Origin of the sequence: Flavobacterium aestivum (assembly GCF_026870175.2) — a bacterium.
GTDB lineage: Bacteria > Bacteroidota > Bacteroidia > Flavobacteriales > Flavobacteriaceae > Flavobacterium > Flavobacterium aestivum.
The window spans coordinates 1,064,550-1,082,267 of sequence record NZ_CP113977.2 but is presented as its reverse complement, the minus strand read 5'-3'; the positions used below and the strand labels follow the sequence as shown (position 1 = coordinate 1,082,267).

General features: G+C 32.7%; 18 protein-coding genes and 1 tRNA gene. 12 read left to right on the top strand and 7 right to left on the bottom strand.

Going from position 1 to position 17,718, the window contains the following annotated elements; translation table 11 throughout:
- Positions 1-28: 28 nt before the first annotated feature.
- Positions 29-1,228: an ABC transporter permease gene (locus OZP08_RS04685; protein WP_281323129.1), complete on the bottom strand. Its 1,200-nt coding sequence runs from the start codon at positions 1,226-1,228 to the stop codon at positions 29-31.
- Between the two features lie 2 nt (positions 1,229-1,230).
- The gene (gene rbfA, locus OZP08_RS04680; RefSeq protein WP_268848559.1) at positions 1,231-1,623 is read right to left on the bottom strand and encodes a 30S ribosome-binding factor RbfA; all 393 of its coding nucleotides are present in this window, start codon (positions 1,621-1,623) and stop codon (positions 1,231-1,233) included.
- A gap of 268 nt (positions 1,624-1,891) precedes the next feature.
- Here rbfA and mce point away from each other — a divergent pair, with 268 nt between their 5' ends.
- The 3 genes from mce to OZP08_RS04665 all read left to right on the top strand — a co-directional run bounded on the left by mce (position 1,892) and on the right by OZP08_RS04665 (position 3,135).
- Positions 1,892-2,293, top strand: a complete 402-nt coding sequence (gene mce, locus OZP08_RS04675; RefSeq protein ID WP_281323128.1) for a methylmalonyl-CoA epimerase — start codon at positions 1,892-1,894, stop codon at positions 2,291-2,293.
- 138 nt (positions 2,294-2,431) lie between these two features.
- A tRNA-Ile gene (locus OZP08_RS04670) sits at positions 2,432-2,505 on the top strand.
- 405 nt (positions 2,506-2,910) lie between these two features.
- A complete protein-coding gene (locus tag OZP08_RS04665) occupies positions 2,911-3,135 on the top strand; it encodes a hypothetical protein (protein WP_281323127.1) in 225 nt (74 codons plus the stop codon).
- A 43-nt stretch (positions 3,136-3,178) separates the two neighbouring features.
- Here OZP08_RS04665 and OZP08_RS04660 read toward each other — a convergent pair whose 3' ends face one another.
- Positions 3,179-3,766 carry a riboflavin synthase gene (locus OZP08_RS04660; RefSeq protein ID WP_268848557.1) on the bottom strand — a complete coding sequence of 196 codons (588 nt, stop codon included), beginning with the start codon at positions 3,764-3,766 and terminating at the stop codon, positions 3,179-3,181.
- A gap of 58 nt (positions 3,767-3,824) precedes the next feature.
- Between OZP08_RS04660 and pdxA the strand changes: the two genes are divergently transcribed.
- The 9 genes from pdxA to OZP08_RS04615 all read left to right on the top strand — a co-directional run bounded on the left by pdxA (position 3,825) and on the right by OZP08_RS04615 (position 11,316).
- Positions 3,825-4,874 (top strand): 4-hydroxythreonine-4-phosphate dehydrogenase PdxA, encoded by a 1,050-nt coding sequence (gene pdxA, locus OZP08_RS04655; RefSeq protein ID WP_281323596.1) that lies wholly within the window; start codon positions 3,825-3,827, stop codon positions 4,872-4,874.
- Between the two features lie 84 nt (positions 4,875-4,958).
- Entirely contained in the window at positions 4,959-5,510 is a 552-nt protein-coding gene (locus tag OZP08_RS04650; RefSeq protein ID WP_281323126.1) for a YceD family protein, read from the top strand.
- 9 nt (positions 5,511-5,519) lie between these two features.
- The gene (gene rpmF, locus OZP08_RS04645; RefSeq protein WP_268848556.1) at positions 5,520-5,714 is read left to right on the top strand and encodes a 50S ribosomal protein L32; all 195 of its coding nucleotides are present in this window, start codon (positions 5,520-5,522) and stop codon (positions 5,712-5,714) included.
- Positions 5,715-5,888: 174 nt separating this feature from the next.
- Entirely contained in the window at positions 5,889-6,887 is a 999-nt protein-coding gene (locus OZP08_RS04640) for a beta-ketoacyl-ACP synthase III (protein ID WP_268848555.1), read from the top strand.
- Positions 6,888-6,908: 21 nt separating this feature from the next.
- A complete protein-coding gene (gene accB / locus OZP08_RS04635; protein ID WP_268848554.1) occupies positions 6,909-7,394 on the top strand; it encodes an acetyl-CoA carboxylase biotin carboxyl carrier protein in 486 nt (161 codons plus the stop codon).
- A gap of 92 nt (positions 7,395-7,486) precedes the next feature.
- On the top strand, positions 7,487-8,833 hold the full coding sequence (accC, locus tag OZP08_RS04630) for an acetyl-CoA carboxylase biotin carboxylase subunit (protein WP_281323125.1): 1,347 nt from the start codon (positions 7,487-7,489) through the stop codon (positions 8,831-8,833).
- Positions 8,834-9,195: 362 nt separating this feature from the next.
- On the top strand, positions 9,196-9,507 hold the full coding sequence (locus OZP08_RS04625; RefSeq protein WP_268848553.1) for a hypothetical protein: 312 nt from the start codon (positions 9,196-9,198) through the stop codon (positions 9,505-9,507).
- 48 nt (positions 9,508-9,555) lie between these two features.
- A complete protein-coding gene (locus tag OZP08_RS04620) occupies positions 9,556-9,852 on the top strand; it encodes a hypothetical protein (RefSeq protein WP_281323124.1) in 297 nt (98 codons plus the stop codon).
- A gap of 126 nt (positions 9,853-9,978) precedes the next feature.
- The gene (locus OZP08_RS04615; RefSeq protein WP_281323123.1) at positions 9,979-11,316 is read left to right on the top strand and encodes a sigma-54-dependent transcriptional regulator; all 1,338 of its coding nucleotides are present in this window, start codon (positions 9,979-9,981) and stop codon (positions 11,314-11,316) included.
- On the opposite strand, the gene OZP08_RS04610 is transcribed toward OZP08_RS04615, so the two are convergent.
- The 4 genes from OZP08_RS04610 to OZP08_RS04595 all read right to left on the bottom strand — a co-directional run bounded on the left by OZP08_RS04610 (position 11,313) and on the right by OZP08_RS04595 (position 17,623).
- Positions 11,313-13,754: an ATP-binding response regulator gene (locus OZP08_RS04610; RefSeq protein WP_281323122.1), complete on the bottom strand. Its 2,442-nt coding sequence runs from the start codon at positions 13,752-13,754 to the stop codon at positions 11,313-11,315. The two genes, OZP08_RS04615 and OZP08_RS04610, sit on opposite strands and share 4 nt — an antisense overlap.
- Before the next feature lie 147 nt (positions 13,755-13,901).
- Positions 13,902-15,098: a C1 family peptidase gene (locus OZP08_RS04605; RefSeq protein WP_281323121.1), complete on the bottom strand. Its 1,197-nt coding sequence runs from the start codon at positions 15,096-15,098 to the stop codon at positions 13,902-13,904.
- Between the two features lie 86 nt (positions 15,099-15,184).
- Entirely contained in the window at positions 15,185-17,086 is a 1,902-nt protein-coding gene (locus OZP08_RS04600; protein WP_268848548.1) for a S9 family peptidase, read from the bottom strand.
- Positions 17,087-17,209: 123 nt separating this feature from the next.
- The gene (locus tag OZP08_RS04595; RefSeq protein ID WP_268848547.1) at positions 17,210-17,623 is read right to left on the bottom strand and encodes a hypothetical protein; all 414 of its coding nucleotides are present in this window, start codon (positions 17,621-17,623) and stop codon (positions 17,210-17,212) included.
- Positions 17,624-17,718: the final 95 nt, after the last annotated feature.

The window sequence follows — 17,718 nt, the reverse complement described above, 5'->3', positions numbered from 1 at the left end:
GTGCATCTCCATTTCTTGTAACGCAGTTCTAATCCAACAACTTCTTGCTCACACGGCTACTAGCAATTAGCGAAGCAATAAACCCAAGTGTAACAATCGTTGCCATAACAATCCCTACATTTTCGAGGGTAAAAACCACCGGATAAGCCAGTGTAGGCGTTATCATAATCAATTGATATTGTTGTTGCAATAACACAAAAACAATTCCTAATAACAATCCTATAATCCCTCCAAAGACACTCAACAAAGTACCTTGCAGCAAAAATATATTACGCAAATCTTTGATGGCAGTTCCTAGATTAAAAAGTGTTTTGAGGTTTCCTTTCTTATCCAAAATCATCATAATAAGCGCCCCAATCAAATTAAAAAGAGCCACAATAATCACCAAAGTAAATATCAAATACACCGCTATATTCTCTGTATTCAACATTTTATATAAAGCCTCATTCAGTTGCTCTTTATTTTTTATGGTAATTTTATTTTCAAAAATAGACTTCAATTTACCAATAACAGCACTTTCATCAGCTCCTTTTTTTAATTTAATTTCAAGACCAGAAACCTGATTAGTTTTATATTCTAATAATTCCTGTGCTAAACCCAAATCTGCAAAAACATATTTAGAGTCTAAATCCTCACTAATCGCATAAATCCCAACCGGAAAAACATCGGTCGAATTAAACGCTTGAGCTGGATTTTCAATAGCACCCTTTCCTGGTTTAGGAGCAAAAACTTCAAAAGCATTGTTATAGTCTAGCAAGCCCATTGAGAACTTTTGAGCAATACCATATCCCACTACCACTTGATACGTGTTTGGTTTCAGCCATTGCCCGTTGTATAATTTTTTATTAAAATCACTAACAGTGCTAAAAGTAGAATCAACACCTTTTAGATAAGTAACTTCTTGTTTTCCATTAAAAGTAAACAACACCCTTTCCTCAACAATCTTCGAATAGGATGCTACACCTTCAATTTTCTTAATCTCTTCTTCCTGTTTTGGTACAATAAAAAAAGATTTTCCAAGTGTACTGGTTACTTTAAGATCGGGATCAATATCATTCGTAAACGAAAGACTAAATTCCTTCAACCCCGTAAAAACTGAGAGCACGACAAACAATGCCATTGCTCCCACAATAATCCCCATACTGGCAATACGATTAATAATATTGATAGCATTATTTTTACTTTTGCTAAAAATATATCGTTTGGCTATGTAAAGAGGAAAATTCAAATCTATGAATGTCTGCGTTTTTCCAAAAGATCTCTATTCTCAATTGGATTTTCTTTATTTGCCAAAGCATTGTCAATCTTCTCGATATAATCTAAAGAATCATCAATAAAGAAAACCAAATTTGGCACTCTACGCAATTGCAAACGTACTCTTTGCGATAAATCATGCTTAATCAAAGTCGAATTGGTCTTAATTGCTTGCAACGTTTCCTTTGCTTTTTCCTGAGGAAAAATACTTAAATACACAGTTGCTACAGACAAATCTGTAGTCACCGTAACTTTGGATACTGAAATTATCAAATTCGTAATTCCATTTTTTCTCACTTCACCTTGCAAAATGTCAACCAAATCTTTTTGGATAACCCCGCCTATTTTTTTCTGTCTATTTGTTTCCATAGTGCAAAAATACTATTTTTTTGAGAGACCACCTTACAAAGTCATAAACTCATAAAGTTTTTTATATTTGTTTTATGATTTAGGAGCAAAATGTCAGGCATTTTTCAGGAGACAAAGTTCCTGCTGTCCGCTATATTCCCAATTAACAAAAACTACGGCAAAAGCCTTGTTTTTCTAAATCGGGAGATGCCACTTCCATCAGGGCTAAAGAGAAACAGTAGCTCTTTTTTGAAAATATTTAAAAAATAAAAACACAAAATATCACACAATGAGAAAAATAGAACACATTGGCATCGCTGTCAAAAACCTTGAAGTATCCAATTTGCTATTCGAAAAACTCTTTGGCGCACCAGCCTACAAACAAGAAGAAGTTGTCAGCGAAGGTGTAAAAACATCTTTCTTCATGAACGGTCCTAATAAAATAGAACTACTCGAAGCCACCAATCCCGAAAGTCCAATAGCTAAGTTCCTAGAAAAAAAAGGAGAAGGAATTCACCACATCGCTTTTGATGTAGAAGACATCCTTTCCGAAATTGAGCGCCTCAAATCAGAAGGTTTTACTATCCTAAATGAAACCCCAAAAAAAGGAGCCGACAACAAATTAGTCGCTTTTTTACACCCAAAAGGCACTAATGGTGTATTAATTGAATTGTGTCAGGAAATAAAATAAAGAAAATTAAAAATTTAGTCAATTCATAATCAGTCATTTTCAGAATAGTTTAACTCCAATCTCTAAACTACTTAAAAATCTACTGTAAAAATACTTGTAGCAATAAAAAATTTGTAGTAATATTGCAAACTCTTAACCGGTCCTATAGCTCAGTTGGTTAGAGCACCTGACTCATAATCAGGTGGTCCCTGGTTCGAGCCCAGGTGGGACCACAAAAGACCCCTCATATCAACTGATATTGAGGGGTTTATTTTTTGTTACAACCAAGACAAATCCATCACTTATACACTTAAACCAAAAAAACATACAATTCATCGTAATCCTGATTAGAACACACCATAATCTGTATTTTGTTTTAAAAAAAAGCAGTAACTTAGTTGCTTCATTTCGCTAGACATTATAAGCCAAATCTATCTTGCTGTTTTTGTAGGGATTAGATTAATTACAACTTAAAAAGATAAATTTTATCGTTAAAATAAGCATTTTAGGCAATTATCATTTGCCCTTCAAAATATATATCTATAACTTCGCGGCATTGATTTTATAATGTTAGGAGTTTTTAAGTAAAAAGATTCTGTTATTATTTAATAAAATTGATTTATCATTATTATAAAAACATGAAGACTTTCTTAAACAAGACCTTTACTACGGCATTCCTTTTGCTTTTGAGCATTAGCGGATTTGCTGCGCCTGCTCCACCAGCCCCTAATGGACCTAACGGAATTGGTGACCCTCCTCCATTACCTATTGATGAAAACCTTGCAATTTTAACACTTACAGCCTCATTATTTGGCATATATTCAATTTATAAACATTTACAAAAAAGTAAAACGTCAATATAAATACAATTGACGTTTTACTTTTTTGTAGTTTCTTAAAATGAAATTATTTATTACTATACAATCTGGAAACGTATTTCCCAATAACATCAAACTCTAGATTAACTTTTGTGCCAACCACAAAATTCTTAAAATTGGTATATTCATGAGTATATGGAATTATTGCTACACTAAATTCATTTTTTCCAGAATCCACCACTGTCAAGCTCACGCCATTAACAGTAATTGACCCCTTTTCGATAGTAATATTCTGTAATGACGGATCATACTCAAAAGTATAAGCCCAACTCCCATTAGTTTCCTCAACAGCCACACAAGTACCTATTTGATCTACATGTCCCTGCACAATATGACCATCTAAACGATCACCCAACTTCATTGCTCTTTCCAGATTTACACTATCCCCAACTTGCCAATACCCAAGGTTCGTCTTTTTAATCGTCTCACCTATTGCCGTTACCGTATAACAATGATCCGCAATAGCAACAACTGTTAAACACACCCCATTATGAGCCACACTTTGGTCAATTTTCAACTCTCCAGTGATAGAAGAATCTATAGTAATATGAATATTATCTTGTTCTTTTTTAACCTCTTGAACAACCCCTAGGGTTTCTATAATTCCTGTAAACATTTCTTGTTTTATTTTACTAAATTTGCAGTTCAAAATTAGCAATAAATAACTAGAGAGCATTATGAAAAAAGCAGAAAATATAATCGTTGGAATTTCAATAGGAGATTTAAACGGTATTGGAAGCGAGGTCGTCCTTAAAACATTTGAGGATTCTCGAATGCTGGAACTTTGCACCCCCGTTATTTTTGCCAATGTAAAAATACTATCTTTTATTAGAAAAAATCTCGAGTCCACAGTACCACTTCACGGCATAGATAAATTAGACCAAATTGTAATTGGAAAAGTCAATGTATTTAATTTATGGAAGGAAGGAATCGATTTAAACCTTGGAACCAACGATGACAAAGTAGGCCAATACGCTATAAAATCCTTTGTTGCAGCAACCAAAGCTTTAAAAGAAAATACTATTGATGTATTAGTAACTGCTCCGATAAATAAATACAATATTCAATCTGACACTTTCAAATTTCCAGGTCATACAGATTATTTAAACCAAGAATTAGAAGGCGATGCTTTGATGCTAATGGTAAATGACAATTTAAGAGTTGGATTATTAACAGATCACATTCCCCTTAATGAAGTAGCATCACATCTGACAGAAGAACTAATTTTCAAAAAAATTGAAACCATAAAACAATGTCTGATTCAGGATTTCAGTATCAACAAACCTAAAATTGCAGTTCTGGGCTTAAATCCTCATTGTGGCGATGGAGGAGTAATTGGCACAGAAGATGACGTAATTTTAAAGCCTGCATTAAAAAAAATGTTCGATAAAGGAACTTTAGTTTTTGGCCCTTTCGCCGCAGATGGCTTTTTTGGAAGCAATCAATATGAAAAATACGATGCCATTGTAGCAACCTATCACGATCAAGGATTAATACCATTCAAAACACTTTCGTTTGGCAATGGGGTAAATTATACTGCTGGTCTAAATAAAATCAGAACTTCACCTGATCATGGAACCGCTTATGATATCGCTGGAAAAAACATAGCCGACTATAATTCTTTCAAAGAGGCGGTTTATCTTGCAATTGATGTTTATAACTCAAGAAATCAATACGCAGAAATAAGCCAAAAACCCCTAAAAACAAAAGAAAAACAGTTATAAACAAAAAAACGTGAATAACATTATTAGATTTACATTTATTTTATATCTTTGCACTCCCGAAGTTTAGGGCAAATTGTTGTTGAAATGAGCAAGACAAAAGAATATGTAATTCCTTTCGTAGGATTGAAGCTAGGCAAACATAAATTTGAGTATCAAATAAATAACGCGTTCTTTGAAATCTTTGATTATAATGAATTTCAAAATTCAGACATCAGAGTAAATGTAGTTTTAGAAAAAAGAAGTAACATGTTAGAACTAAGTTTTAAACATGTTGGTACGATAAATGTCCCATGCGATCTTACAAGTGAAGATTTTGACATGCCTATAAAAGGAAACATAAAGTTAATTGTTCGATTTGGCGAAGTTTTCAATAATGACAACGAAGAGTTATTGATTTTGCCTTTTGGTGAATTTGAAATAGACATTGCACAGTACATTTATGAAATGATCGTGCTTTCTATACCACTAAAACGAGTACATCCAGGAATCAAAGATGGAAGTTTAAAAACAGAAGCTTTGACAAAACTGAATGAACTAACAATTAAAGAACAAAAGAAAGAAAACAAAAAAGAAGAAAAAGAAGAAAATATTGACCCACGATGGGACAAATTAAAGCAACTATTAACGGATAAATAATATAGTAAAATGGCACATCCTAAGAGAAAAACCTCGAAAACTAGAAGAGATAAAAGAAGAACTCATTACAAAGCTACTGTAGCTCAAATCGCTACTTGTCCAATCACTGGAGAAGCTCATTTATACCACAGAGCCTACTGGCATGAAGGTAAAATGTACTACAGAGGACAAGTTGTTATAGATAAATCTGTAGCTCTTGCATAATACATTTTTCTAAATAATACTGGAACTCTCACCTTGTGAGAGTTTTTTTTGTTGTTTATAATTTTCCGTAAATAAGAAACACTAAGACAGCTAGTTTAGTTTTTTTTATTGTAATTTTAAAGTCTTTTAAAAATTTTTCAAATGGCAACATTTGATAATAAATAATCGCATTCAATGAGTACAATTACAGCCGCAATTACCGCAGTTGGAGGTTATGTTCCAGACTTTGTTCTTTCGAATAAAGTGCTAGAAACCATGGTCGACACTAATGACGAATGGATAACTTCACGCACAGGAATTAAAGAAAGAAGAATCCTTAAAGACGCAGACAAGGGAACTTCATTTCTAGCTATAAAAGCTGCACAAGATTTAATATCCAAAGCAAATATTGACCCCCTAGAAATAGATTTAATACTCATGGCAACTGCAACAGCAGATATGCCAGTTGCAGCAACAGGTGTTTATGTAGCTACCGAAATAGGTGCTACCAATGCTTTTGCTTACGATTTACAAGCCGCTTGTTCTAGTTTCTTATACGGAATGTCAACTGCCGCTGCTTATATTCAATCTGGAAGATATAAAAAAGTATTACTTATTGGAGCAGATAAAATGTCTTCAATAGTAGATTATAAAGATCGTTCAACCTGTATTATTTTTGGTGACGGAGCCGGTGCTGTATTATTCGAACCTAATTATGAAGGTTACGGTTTACAAGACGAGTATTTACGCAGTGATAGCGTAGGTCGTGATTTCTTGAAAATTCCTGCTGGAGGTTCTATTCTTCCTACTTCTTTAGATACGGTAAACAACAATATGCACAATATCATCCAAGATGGTAAAACCGTTTTTAAATATGCAGTTACAAACATGGCAGATGCAAGTGAATTGATTTTGAAAAGAAACAATTTAACTAATGAAGATGTTAGCTGGTTAGTCCCTCATCAAGCAAACAAACGTATTATAGACGCTACTGCTCATAGAATGAATTTAGAAGATGAAAAAGTATTAATGAATATTGAAAAATACGGAAATACTACATCTGCAACTTTACCTTTAGTGTTACATGATTTTGAGCATTTATTCAAAAAAGGTGATACTATCATTTTTGCCGCTTTTGGCGGTGGTTTTACTTGGGGATCCATTTACCTAACATGGGCTTACGATAAAAAATAATTTAAACTAAAAAAAATAATTATGGATTTAAAAGAAATTCAAAATCTAATCAAATTTGTAGCAAATTCAGGTGTTGCAGAAGTAAAATTAGAAATGGATGATGTTAAAATCACCATCAGAACTACTTTAGAAGGAAGTACTACTGAGACAACTTATGTACAACACATACCTGCTCAAGGTGCACTTCCACAAGCTGTAGCTCCTCAACAAATTGCTCCAGTTGCAGCTGCAACTCCAGAAGCACCAGCTGCTGCAGAAAGCTCACGCTATATCACTATAAAATCTCCAATCATTGGTACTTTTTATAGAAAACCATCTCCAGACAAACCAGTATTTGTTGAAGTAGGTAACTCTATCGCAAAAGGAGATGTACTTTGTGTTATTGAAGCAATGAAGTTATTCAACGAAATTGAATCTGAAATATCTGGTAAAATTGTAAAAATATTAGTAGACGATATGTCTCCTGTAGAATTTGACCAACCTTTATTCTTAGTAGATCCATCATAATTTTAGATTACAGATTTTAGATTGCAGATTTGATTTAAAAATCAAATCAAAAAACTAATTATCTAATTGTCTAATTATCTAATTGAAAAAAAATGTTTAAAAAAATACTAATAGCAAATAGAGGGGAAATAGCACTTCGTGTTATTCGTACATGCAAGGAAATGGGTATCAAAACTGTAGCCGTTTATTCTACTGCAGATGCTGAAAGCTTACATGTAAAATTTGCAGATGAAGCCGTTTGTATAGGACCACCACCAAGTAATTTGTCTTACTTAAAAATGTCCAATATTATTGCTGCTGCAGAAATCACAAATGCAGATGCAATTCATCCTGGATACGGATTTTTGTCTGAAAATGCGAAATTTTCTAAAATTTGTCAAGAGCACAACATAAAATTCATAGGCGCATCTCCAGAAATGATTGATAGAATGGGAGACAAAGCTTCTGCGAAAGCAACTATGATTGAAGCTGGTGTACCTTGCGTTCCAGGTTCAGTTGGAATTCTAGAATCTTTTGAACAAGCCGCTGAATTAGCCAATCAATTCGGATACCCTGTCATGCTAAAAGCAACTGCTGGAGGTGGAGGAAAAGGGATGCGTGCTGTTTGGGCTCCAGAAGATTTATTAAAAGCTTGGGAAGGAGCTCGTCAAGAATCAGCTGCCGCATTTGGAAATGACGGAATGTACCTAGAGAAACTAATTGAAGAGCCTCGTCATATCGAAATTCAAATCGTTGGTGATTCTTATGGTAAAGCATGCCACCTTTCAGAAAGAGATTGTTCAGTTCAACGTCGTCACCAAAAATTGACCGAAGAAACTCCTTCGCCATTTATGACAGACGAGTTGCGTTCTAAAATGGGAGAAGCTGCTGTAAAAGCTGCAGAATATATAAAATACGAAGGTGCTGGAACAGTTGAGTTTTTGGTTGACAAACACAGAAACTTTTACTTCATGGAAATGAATACTCGTATCCAAGTAGAACACCCTATTACTGAACAAGTAGTAGATTACGACTTAATTCGTGAGCAAATCTTAGTAGCTGCCGGTGTGCCAATTTCCGGTCGTAACTATTTGCCACAATTACACGCTATAGAATGTCGTATTAATGCTGAAGATCCTTTTAACGACTTTAGACCTTCTCCAGGAAAAATTACTACACTTCATATGCCAGGTGGTCATGGTGTTCGTTTAGACACACACGTATACTCAGGTTATACAATTCCGCCTAATTACGATTCAATGATTGCAAAATTGATTACTACTGCCCAAACTCGTGAAGAAGCTATTAGTAAAATGAGAAGAGCATTAGATGAATTTGTTATTGAAGGAATAAAAACAACCATTCCGTTTCACAGACAGTTAATGGATGACCCTAAATATATCTTAGGTGATTATACCACCGCTTTCATGGATGATTTTAAAATGAATGATCCTGAATAAATCAAATAAAAAATCCCATTCGAATGAATGGGATTTTTTTTGCCCTTAGCTGAACAAAAAAATTGATAAAGTAATCCTTTTCACAGTCGTAGATTAAAATCATTTGTAAACAAAAAGACAATTAAGTCCCGATAAATCAAAAAGTCTTACACAACCGTAAGGCTTTTTTTGTTGCAATCTGAAAAAAGTGTGTAAAATTTACCCAATTGCTATTACAAAATACACACTTTTTGTGAATCTAAAATTTCAAACATTTTTGCAAACATCTACAAATCAACATACTATACAAATAAGAAACAAATTAAATAAGTTGGCATAATAATTTCATTAAGTAAAATGTAAAAATTAAAAAACCTATTACTATGAAAAAATTAATCTTATCAGCCGCAATCCTTTTAGGAAGTTTATCAACATTCGCACAACAATCTATTCAACCAAAAACGGAACAAGCAAAAGCTGAACAAACAACTCAAACTATTCAAGAAAAATATACTGAGATTAAAGTTGAAGAAGTACCAGAAACAGTAAAAAAAGCATTAGTAAAAGCGTATCCAACTGCTATAATTGACAAAGCTTATATAAACGAGAAAAAAGAATACAAACTAGAAATCAAAGTTGGCGAAAAAGCAGGAGCCCTATATGCCGATGCCTCTGGAAACTGGATAAAAAAATAATCATACAAAACAAACAACTCTATTAAATCATTTAAAAAAACAATTATCATGAAAAAATTAATCTTATCAGCAGCAATCATTTTGGGAAGTTTCTCCACATTTGCACAAACTTCTGTAGCCACAAAAACAATTGTTAAAGCACAAACAACTGAAGAAAAATACACAGAAATCAAATTAGAAGAAGTACCAAGTTCCGTAATGTTAGCCATAAAAACTGCTAACCCTGAAGCGGTTATTGAAAAAGCTTATATCAATGAAAAAAAAGAATACAAACTTGATATAAAAGTTGGTGACCAGAAATCTACTGTTTACACAGATGCAACTGGTAACCTAACAAAAAAATAAGTTGGAGAAATCTATCATTCAGACTGAAGAGGAGAGAGATTAATTGAATCTCTCTCCTCTTTTTTTATAAGTTTATTATGAATAACTAATTTTAATAACTTTACTTTAGCAAATAAAGTTATACCCATGTCAAAAATTTTATTGATAGAAGATGATGTTTCCTTTTGCAAGATGTTGGAAAATTTTCTCGTAAAAAAATCTTATTCTGTTACGACTGCTTTTACAGCAGAAGAAGCAAAAATTAAAATCAAAAATCAAAATTTTGATCTTATAATTACAGATTTAAGACTTCCTAATTACGATGGAATTCAACTTATGTCTGAATTTAAAAGCTCATACCCTACCATTCCGGTTATTCTAATGACTGGTTATTCTGATGTTAATACTGCCGTAAAAGCCATAAAAAATGGCGCTGCAGATTATATTTCTAAACCATTTAATCCAGAAGAAGTTTTGCTTGTTATTGCTAATACACTGCAAATTCCTAATGCCAATTTGACGAATGAAACCATTCCAAACAACAATAACAAAACAAAGACTGCAGATGAAGAAACTGTTTTAGGAATTTCTGCCGCTTCAAAAAAATTAGCAGAATACATTAAACTTGTAAGTCCAACTGACATGTCCGTTTTAATTATTGGCGAAAGCGGAACGGGAAAAGAAGTTATTGCAAAAAGCATTCATAAAAATAGCTCTAGAAAAAACAACAATTTCATAGCTGTTGATTGTGGAGCCATTCCAAAAGAATTGGCTGCCAGTGAGTTTTTTGGTCATATAAAAGGTTCTTTTACTGGAGCTATAAATGACAAAGTTGGTTGCTTTGAGGCCGCTAATAAAGGAACCCTTTTCCTTGATGAGATAGGCAATCTTTCTTATGAAAACCAAATTCAGCTCTTAAGAGCTTTACAGGAAAGAAAAATAAAACCTGTAGGAAGTAATAAAGAAATCAATGTTGATATCCGAATAATTACTGCAACGAATGAAGACTTAAGAGAAGCCGTAAAGAAAGGAACCTTTCGTGAAGACCTATACCACAGAATCAATGAATTCTCAATTCAATCACCTTCTCTGAATGAAAGGAATGAAGATTTAATGATTTTTGCAGATTTCTTTCTTGACAAAGCAAATCAACAATTAAATAAAAGCATTATTGGGTTTTCCCCAGAAGTGGTGACTATTTTTGAAAATTACAGATGGCCTGGAAATTTAAGAGAACTCCAAAATGTTATTAAGAGAGCCACCCTATTATCCCAAGGTGATTTTATTGAAAAAAACACGCTCCCAATTGAAGTTTTTCAAGCAGAAAACAGAACTGCTAATGATTTTTCTTTGTTTGAAAATGAAAAAGAAGCCATTTTGAATGCCTTAGAACAAGCAAAAAACAACAAATCTGAAGCAGCTAAATTGCTCAAAATAAACAGAAAAACATTATATAATAAATTAAAACAGTACGATATCAATTAGTTTAGTTCTTTTTCTAAAAGCAGAAAAAGCGATACAATTGCTGTCTTCAAAATTTTGAATTTAACACCCAATTCCTCAAATGAAGATTCCTTAAGCTCCAAATCACTTAAGATTTGGACAATTTCATGAGCTTCAATCTGTTTAAACATTGGTCCCATTCTATGAGCAGTCTCTCTTACTTTTAAAATATCTTTTTCAGAAATACCATCTTCTAATACTACTAAATTTTCTTTTGTAGATGTTATAAAAGGTAACAAAAGCTCTTTCAAAGCTCCCTCTTCATTTGATAAAAATAATTTCAAAGAAGTTAACGAATATTTTTTTGTTGAATCCTCTCCTTGCTCTATTGCATGATTAGTAGATGTGTGTGACTCATTATTATTCAAAATTGAATCTATAATTTCCAGCAATATTTTTGGAGAATATGGTTTTCGTATCACATCTGCAAATCCTGCTTTTATATAAATTTCCCTTTCCAAATCTGTTCTTCCAGTCATTGCTATAACTGGTTTTTTGTCAAAATTTATTATAGTTGACTCTTTTAATTTTTTCAAAAATAGAAATCCGTCTATTTCAGGCATTTGAATATCGGTAATTATAAAATCAAACGGGTTGTTTTCTAGTGCTTCAAGTGCAGCCAAAGCATTGCTAAAAGACAAAACTTTAAAATTATTCTGGTGCAAAATTTCGGTCGTCAAGTTCAGCAAATTAATATCATCATCAACAACAACGGCTGTCAGCTTATTACTGGAATGATCGATTACAGGATTTTTTGAAGCAGAAGAAGGAGATGAATCAAACAACAATGGAAGTTGAATTTCAAAAATACTTCCTTTTCCATAAACACTCTTTAAACTCAATTTACCACCTAAAATTTCAACCATTTTTTTTGAAATTGTAAGCCCTAAACCTGTCCCTCCGTATATTTTCTCAATATTTTTATTGGCTTGAGTAAATTCTTCAAAAATTAATTGTTGTTTATCTTCTTGTATTCCTATTCCAGAATCTTCGATTTTGATTGTAATAAAATGGTTTTCAATATTGGCCTTTACTTCAATCCTAATAAATCCTTCGGAGGTAAATTTAAAGGCGTTGCCTATTATATTCGTAACTATTTGCCGTAATCGGAATGGATCTCCTATAATTTTATTTTGAAAAACCTCCTCAATGTCAATCGAAAGATGGATTGGCTTTTGTTCATACACAGATTGAATACTTTTCGCTACTTCGTTAATAACGTCATACAAAGAAAAAGGAAGTTTCTCAATCGTTATTTTTCCTGCTTCAATTTGTGTAAAATCAAGTAAATCCTGAATCAACTTTGTGATGTATTCGGAAGAACCTTTTATGTTTTTTGCAAAATACAATTGCTTTTTTGTCAATTCAGAATTCCCTAAAAGCTCAGTATACCCTACAATTGTATTTAATGGTGTTTTTAGATCATGGCTTACTGTAGAGATAAGCTGTTCACGATTTCTGAGCAATTTTTTAGTTGTACTGTTGGCTTCCTCAAGTTGCTTTTTATAGGATTGCGTTTTAGAAAAATCATTTAGGATTAAAATTAAAAAAAACAAAGTTGAGAACAATCCAAGTATTGCCGCTATAGTAACGATTTGATTATTCCGTTTTAATGACCTTTCTTTTTCCAGATAGTTTCTTGTTGTATTTCTAATGATTTCTGTTTCGATAATACTCAAAACTTTCCTTAGTTGATCTGAAATTAAAAGTTCATTTTGAAGCAACTTATTTTCTTCAAAATTTAATGTATACTTCTTTTTTAAAGTTGCATTTTTAACCGCATTAAGTAAGGTTTTTGATACCGTTATAATCGAATCCGATTCTTTTTTACTTAATGTATTTGTACTATCATCTGGAATATTTTCGTTTAGATAAGCAACATATTTTTTAAGGACGTTTCGCTGATAATTCCCCAATTCTTCCGGATGTCTGATAAAATCTTCCAACTGGAGTTTTCTAAGCGACGATTCCATTTTTGTCAAATCATTAATGGCTTTTTTGAGTGCCGCTTCATCATTTGATTTATTTTTTATGCTTTTAAGCTCCTTTATATTATTTGTTTTTTTGGATAATAAAAGCTTCACACTATCCAATAATGTAATCTGATATTGAGTAGTGACCAATAGTTTTAAAGAATCAATCTCCACTTTTAAGGAATCTGTCTTGGAAATATAATTTTTAAAATCCTTTTCTGAATCCGATTGAATCGTTATTCTAGCTAAACTTTCGGTTTTATATATATTCGAAAGTAAATTACTAACTTTTAAAATCTTATTATTCTCCTTGGCAGCTTTACTCTCTGTCTCAGAAAAACCTCTGTTTTCAGAATATAAAAACCAGCTTACACCAACAAACAATGCAGCCAAAACCAGATAGCTGATTAAGACTTTTATAGGAATATAGCTTTTTTTATTGTTCATCTTTCAAAGATAAGAATTACAAAAATGAATGGAATTAGATTCTTAAGTAGACTTCATTAAAAACTCTACCTAAGCTCAAATTAGGATTATAAACAAAAACCTCACAATGACGTGAGGTTTCTGTTGTTATTATAGACTTAGATTTAACTAAGCTCCTATTTTCTTAGCGATATCAGCTGGAACACCACCTTTATTTACCATCAGAGAAGTGGTTTTGTATTTTACAAAATTCTTAGTCACGTATAAATAACCTTTATAGTCATTTGTTGCTCCCCAAGAATTTTTCACGATATAATACTCTTTACCCATTTGATCTTTAGCAATTCCAACAATATGCATTGCATGATCATCTGTAGTTTGGTAGTTGTCAAATGCTTTCTGGCGCAATTCATCAGTGATTTCAAGTTCTTGTTTTGGACCGTTGAACATGTTTTCTTTTTCTTCACCGTTCATTTCGTCAAACTTTTTTGTTGGAACATAAGCTATACCATTTTTCCAACTAAAGCTCTTTTCACTCACATCAGACGCCCAAGCAACTGTATAACCGTTTCTTAATGCGTTATCGATGATCGTTGTCATATCGTTCATTTTCACATTATAAACCAAACTAAAAGCCCAGTTGTCCGGAACCATCATCATTGTTTTTTCATAATATGGCTCATTTGAATAAGAAGCAAACTCAACATACTCATCTGGATTAATCCCTACTATTTCTTTTGCGAAACTTTTAGGAGTATAACTTTTTCCTTTATACGTAAAATTTTCCGGAACTTGACCTAAATAAGAATCAATAACAGCTGCATAGGCTTTTTCCCAATTTGGAGTTAGTTCCCCATTTGGATTCTTCACAACTGCCGCCAACATAGCTTCAGTTAAAGCTGACATTTCAGCAAACTTGTTTTTGTTTGTACCGTAATTTAATCCAGTATATATTTCTTGAGGAACTGCACCATATTTTCTGTACATATTAATAACATCATGCAATTCTCCACCATCACCAAGTGTTACGGCTCCATGCATACGCACATAATTTTTTCCTTTTTCTACATAAGCATTTCTAGCCGAAAAAATTTGGGAAAGCTCAACAGGTTGTTTCCCTATTCTAATCATTTCAGATTCTAGAAATGAATTGGTAGTATAACTCCAACAAGTCCCTGAAGATCCTTGATTCTTTATAGAAGTGTTTGCAAGATTGATTACATCTGTAAACTTAAAACTTTCTACACTTTTCTCACTAGCGTTTACTTTTAGAGAATTGACTAATCCGTCTTGGGCCGTCATTGTATTTACACCAACAACTAGAGTTGTTGCAATAAAAAGCGATTTAATTGGAAATTTGTACATCTTAAATATGTTTTTGTTTTACAATATGTAATCAAAGTTATTTTTTTGTTACATATTGATTTCTTAAATATTAATATATTGAGGTTTTACAAAGTTTCTTGTAACCATTTGTAAAACTCTTTTTGCCAAACTTGTGCATTTTGAGGTTTTAACACCCAGTGATTTTCTTCTGGAAAATACAAAAATCTACTTTTTATTCCACGAAGTTGAGCTGCTTGAAAAGCTTCTTGTGACTGACCTATCGCTACTCTAAAATCATTCCCTCCTTGTATAATCAATATTGGGGTATTCCAATTTTGTACAAAATTTATAGGGTTGAAAGTAGTGTATGTTTTTTGGGCAGCTGCATTATCTTTCTCCCAATAAGCACCACCAAAATCCCAATTATTAAAGAAAACTTCTTCTGTAGTTCCAAACATACTTTGAGTGTTAAACACTCCATCATGTGCAATAAATGTTTTAAACCTGTTATTATGTATTCCTGCTAAATAAAACACAGAATATCCTCCATAACTAGCACCAACACAACCTAAACGAGCTTTATCTACATAGCTTTCTTTGGCTACATCATCTATTGCAGATAAATAGTCATTCATTACTTGACCTCCCCAATCTTTACTGATTTGCTCGTTCCATGCTACTCCATGACCTTGCATTCCACGACGGTTTGGCGCCACAACTACATATCCTTGAGCAGCCATTAATGAAAAATTCCAACGGAAAGAATACGCTTGTGTCAATGGAGATTGTGGTCCTCCCTGACAAAACAAAAGAGTTGGGTATTTTTTGGTAGCATCAAAATTAGGTGGCAATATTACCCATACCAACATTTTTTTACCATCTGTTGTAGTTACATAACGCTTCTCTGTTTTACTTAATGCTAATTTTGAGTAAGTATCAGTGTTCACATTAGTCAATTGCTTCCATGTATTTTTCTTTAGATTATAAGAGAAAATCTCAGCAGCATGATTCATATCTGTTCTTGTAACAATCAAATCATCTCCAGAAAAGCCAACCAAATCATGTACATCAAATATACCATCTGTAATTTGTCTTACTGTAACTGCAATTTTAGTCAAACCTGGAAAGTTAACCTCAAAAAGTTGAACTGTTCCATCAACTGGTGCTGTAAAATAGATCTTTCTTCCGTCATTGCTCCATTTGAAACTATTTACTGTTCCGTCCCAATTAGCCGTAAGGTTCATTTTCATTCCTTTGAAACTAACTATCAAATCGTTTTTGTCTGCTTCATAACCATCGCGTTTCATTTGCAACCAAGTTAAATCTCCAGAAGGTGAGAACTGAGGCGCAGTATCGTATCCAAAATTACCTTCGGTTCTATTGATGGTTTTCCCGGTTTCAAGATTGTACTCATAAATGTTTGTATCCGTAGAAATAGCATATTGAGTTCCTGCTTTTTTCTTGCATACATATAGAATGCTTTTACTGTCTGGTGACCAGATATAATCTTCATCTCCTCCAAAAGGTTTTTGTGGACTATCGAAGTTTTCTCCTTTTAGGATGTCTATTCCAACAGCTCCTTCTTTATTTTCTTTATAAAAAACGTGATTAAACTTCCCTACATTCCAAGTGTCCCAATGACGATAATCTAATCCATCGTAGATTTGCACATCTGATTTTTCTAAATTAGGATAATAATCTTTCCCTAACACTTTTGCTTCTTTTACTTCTTCATTATAAACAATAAATTTTCCATCAGCGGAAATGTTTTTATCTGCAAGTATTTCTTTTGTGTCTTTAATTTCTACTGCATTCCCACCATTTACTGGAATTGAGTACAATTTTGAATTGGATTTATTCTCTTCTACAGAAGGTGTAGAGACTTTGTAAACTATATTTTTACCATCTTTAGAAACTCCTAATGGGGTAATTCGTCCTAACTTCCACAGTAATTCTGGAGTCATTACGTTTTGGGCAGTTGCGGTCAAACTTATCATAGTAAACATTAAAAAGAGTGTTTTTCTCATAATTATATAAATATTTATATTCCGATTTCAAATGTACTATTATAATTTTCAAATTAAATAAATAACAGTATATAAAAATATCATAAAATAAGGCACCTGAATTAAATATGAATATCAAAAATGCTAAAACCCTTTTAAAAGTCCTATCGTTAAAAGTGTGATGAGAAAACACAATACCAACACAACTAAACTAGTAATTATCAGCTTTTTGTGAAATAATTGTTTTATTTTTTCAACTTCAGAATTCATATCCGCAACCGGATTGAATTTAGTATATGATTGTATTGTCGAAATGTATTTCATCCATCCTCCATTCTCGAATACATGACGACCAAAATCAGTTAAATCACAGCGAAATCCCTGACTTGATTCTAGTCTCACCAAACCTTTACTGTCTAATATTTCAGAAAACTTCTTAGTGTTCTTGAGATTATATCCAAATTCATCTTTGAAATTGATTCGCATCATGAATTGTGATTTAGATGTATATAGTAATTTTAAATTTACATCTATAAGCTCATCTATATTTTTAAACATAACTGAATAATTTGATTGTCACTTTTATGGAATTAGTCCTTCTATATTTCTTGAAATTATTTACAGGATGAAAAGTGCTCACCCCTTTGAAATAC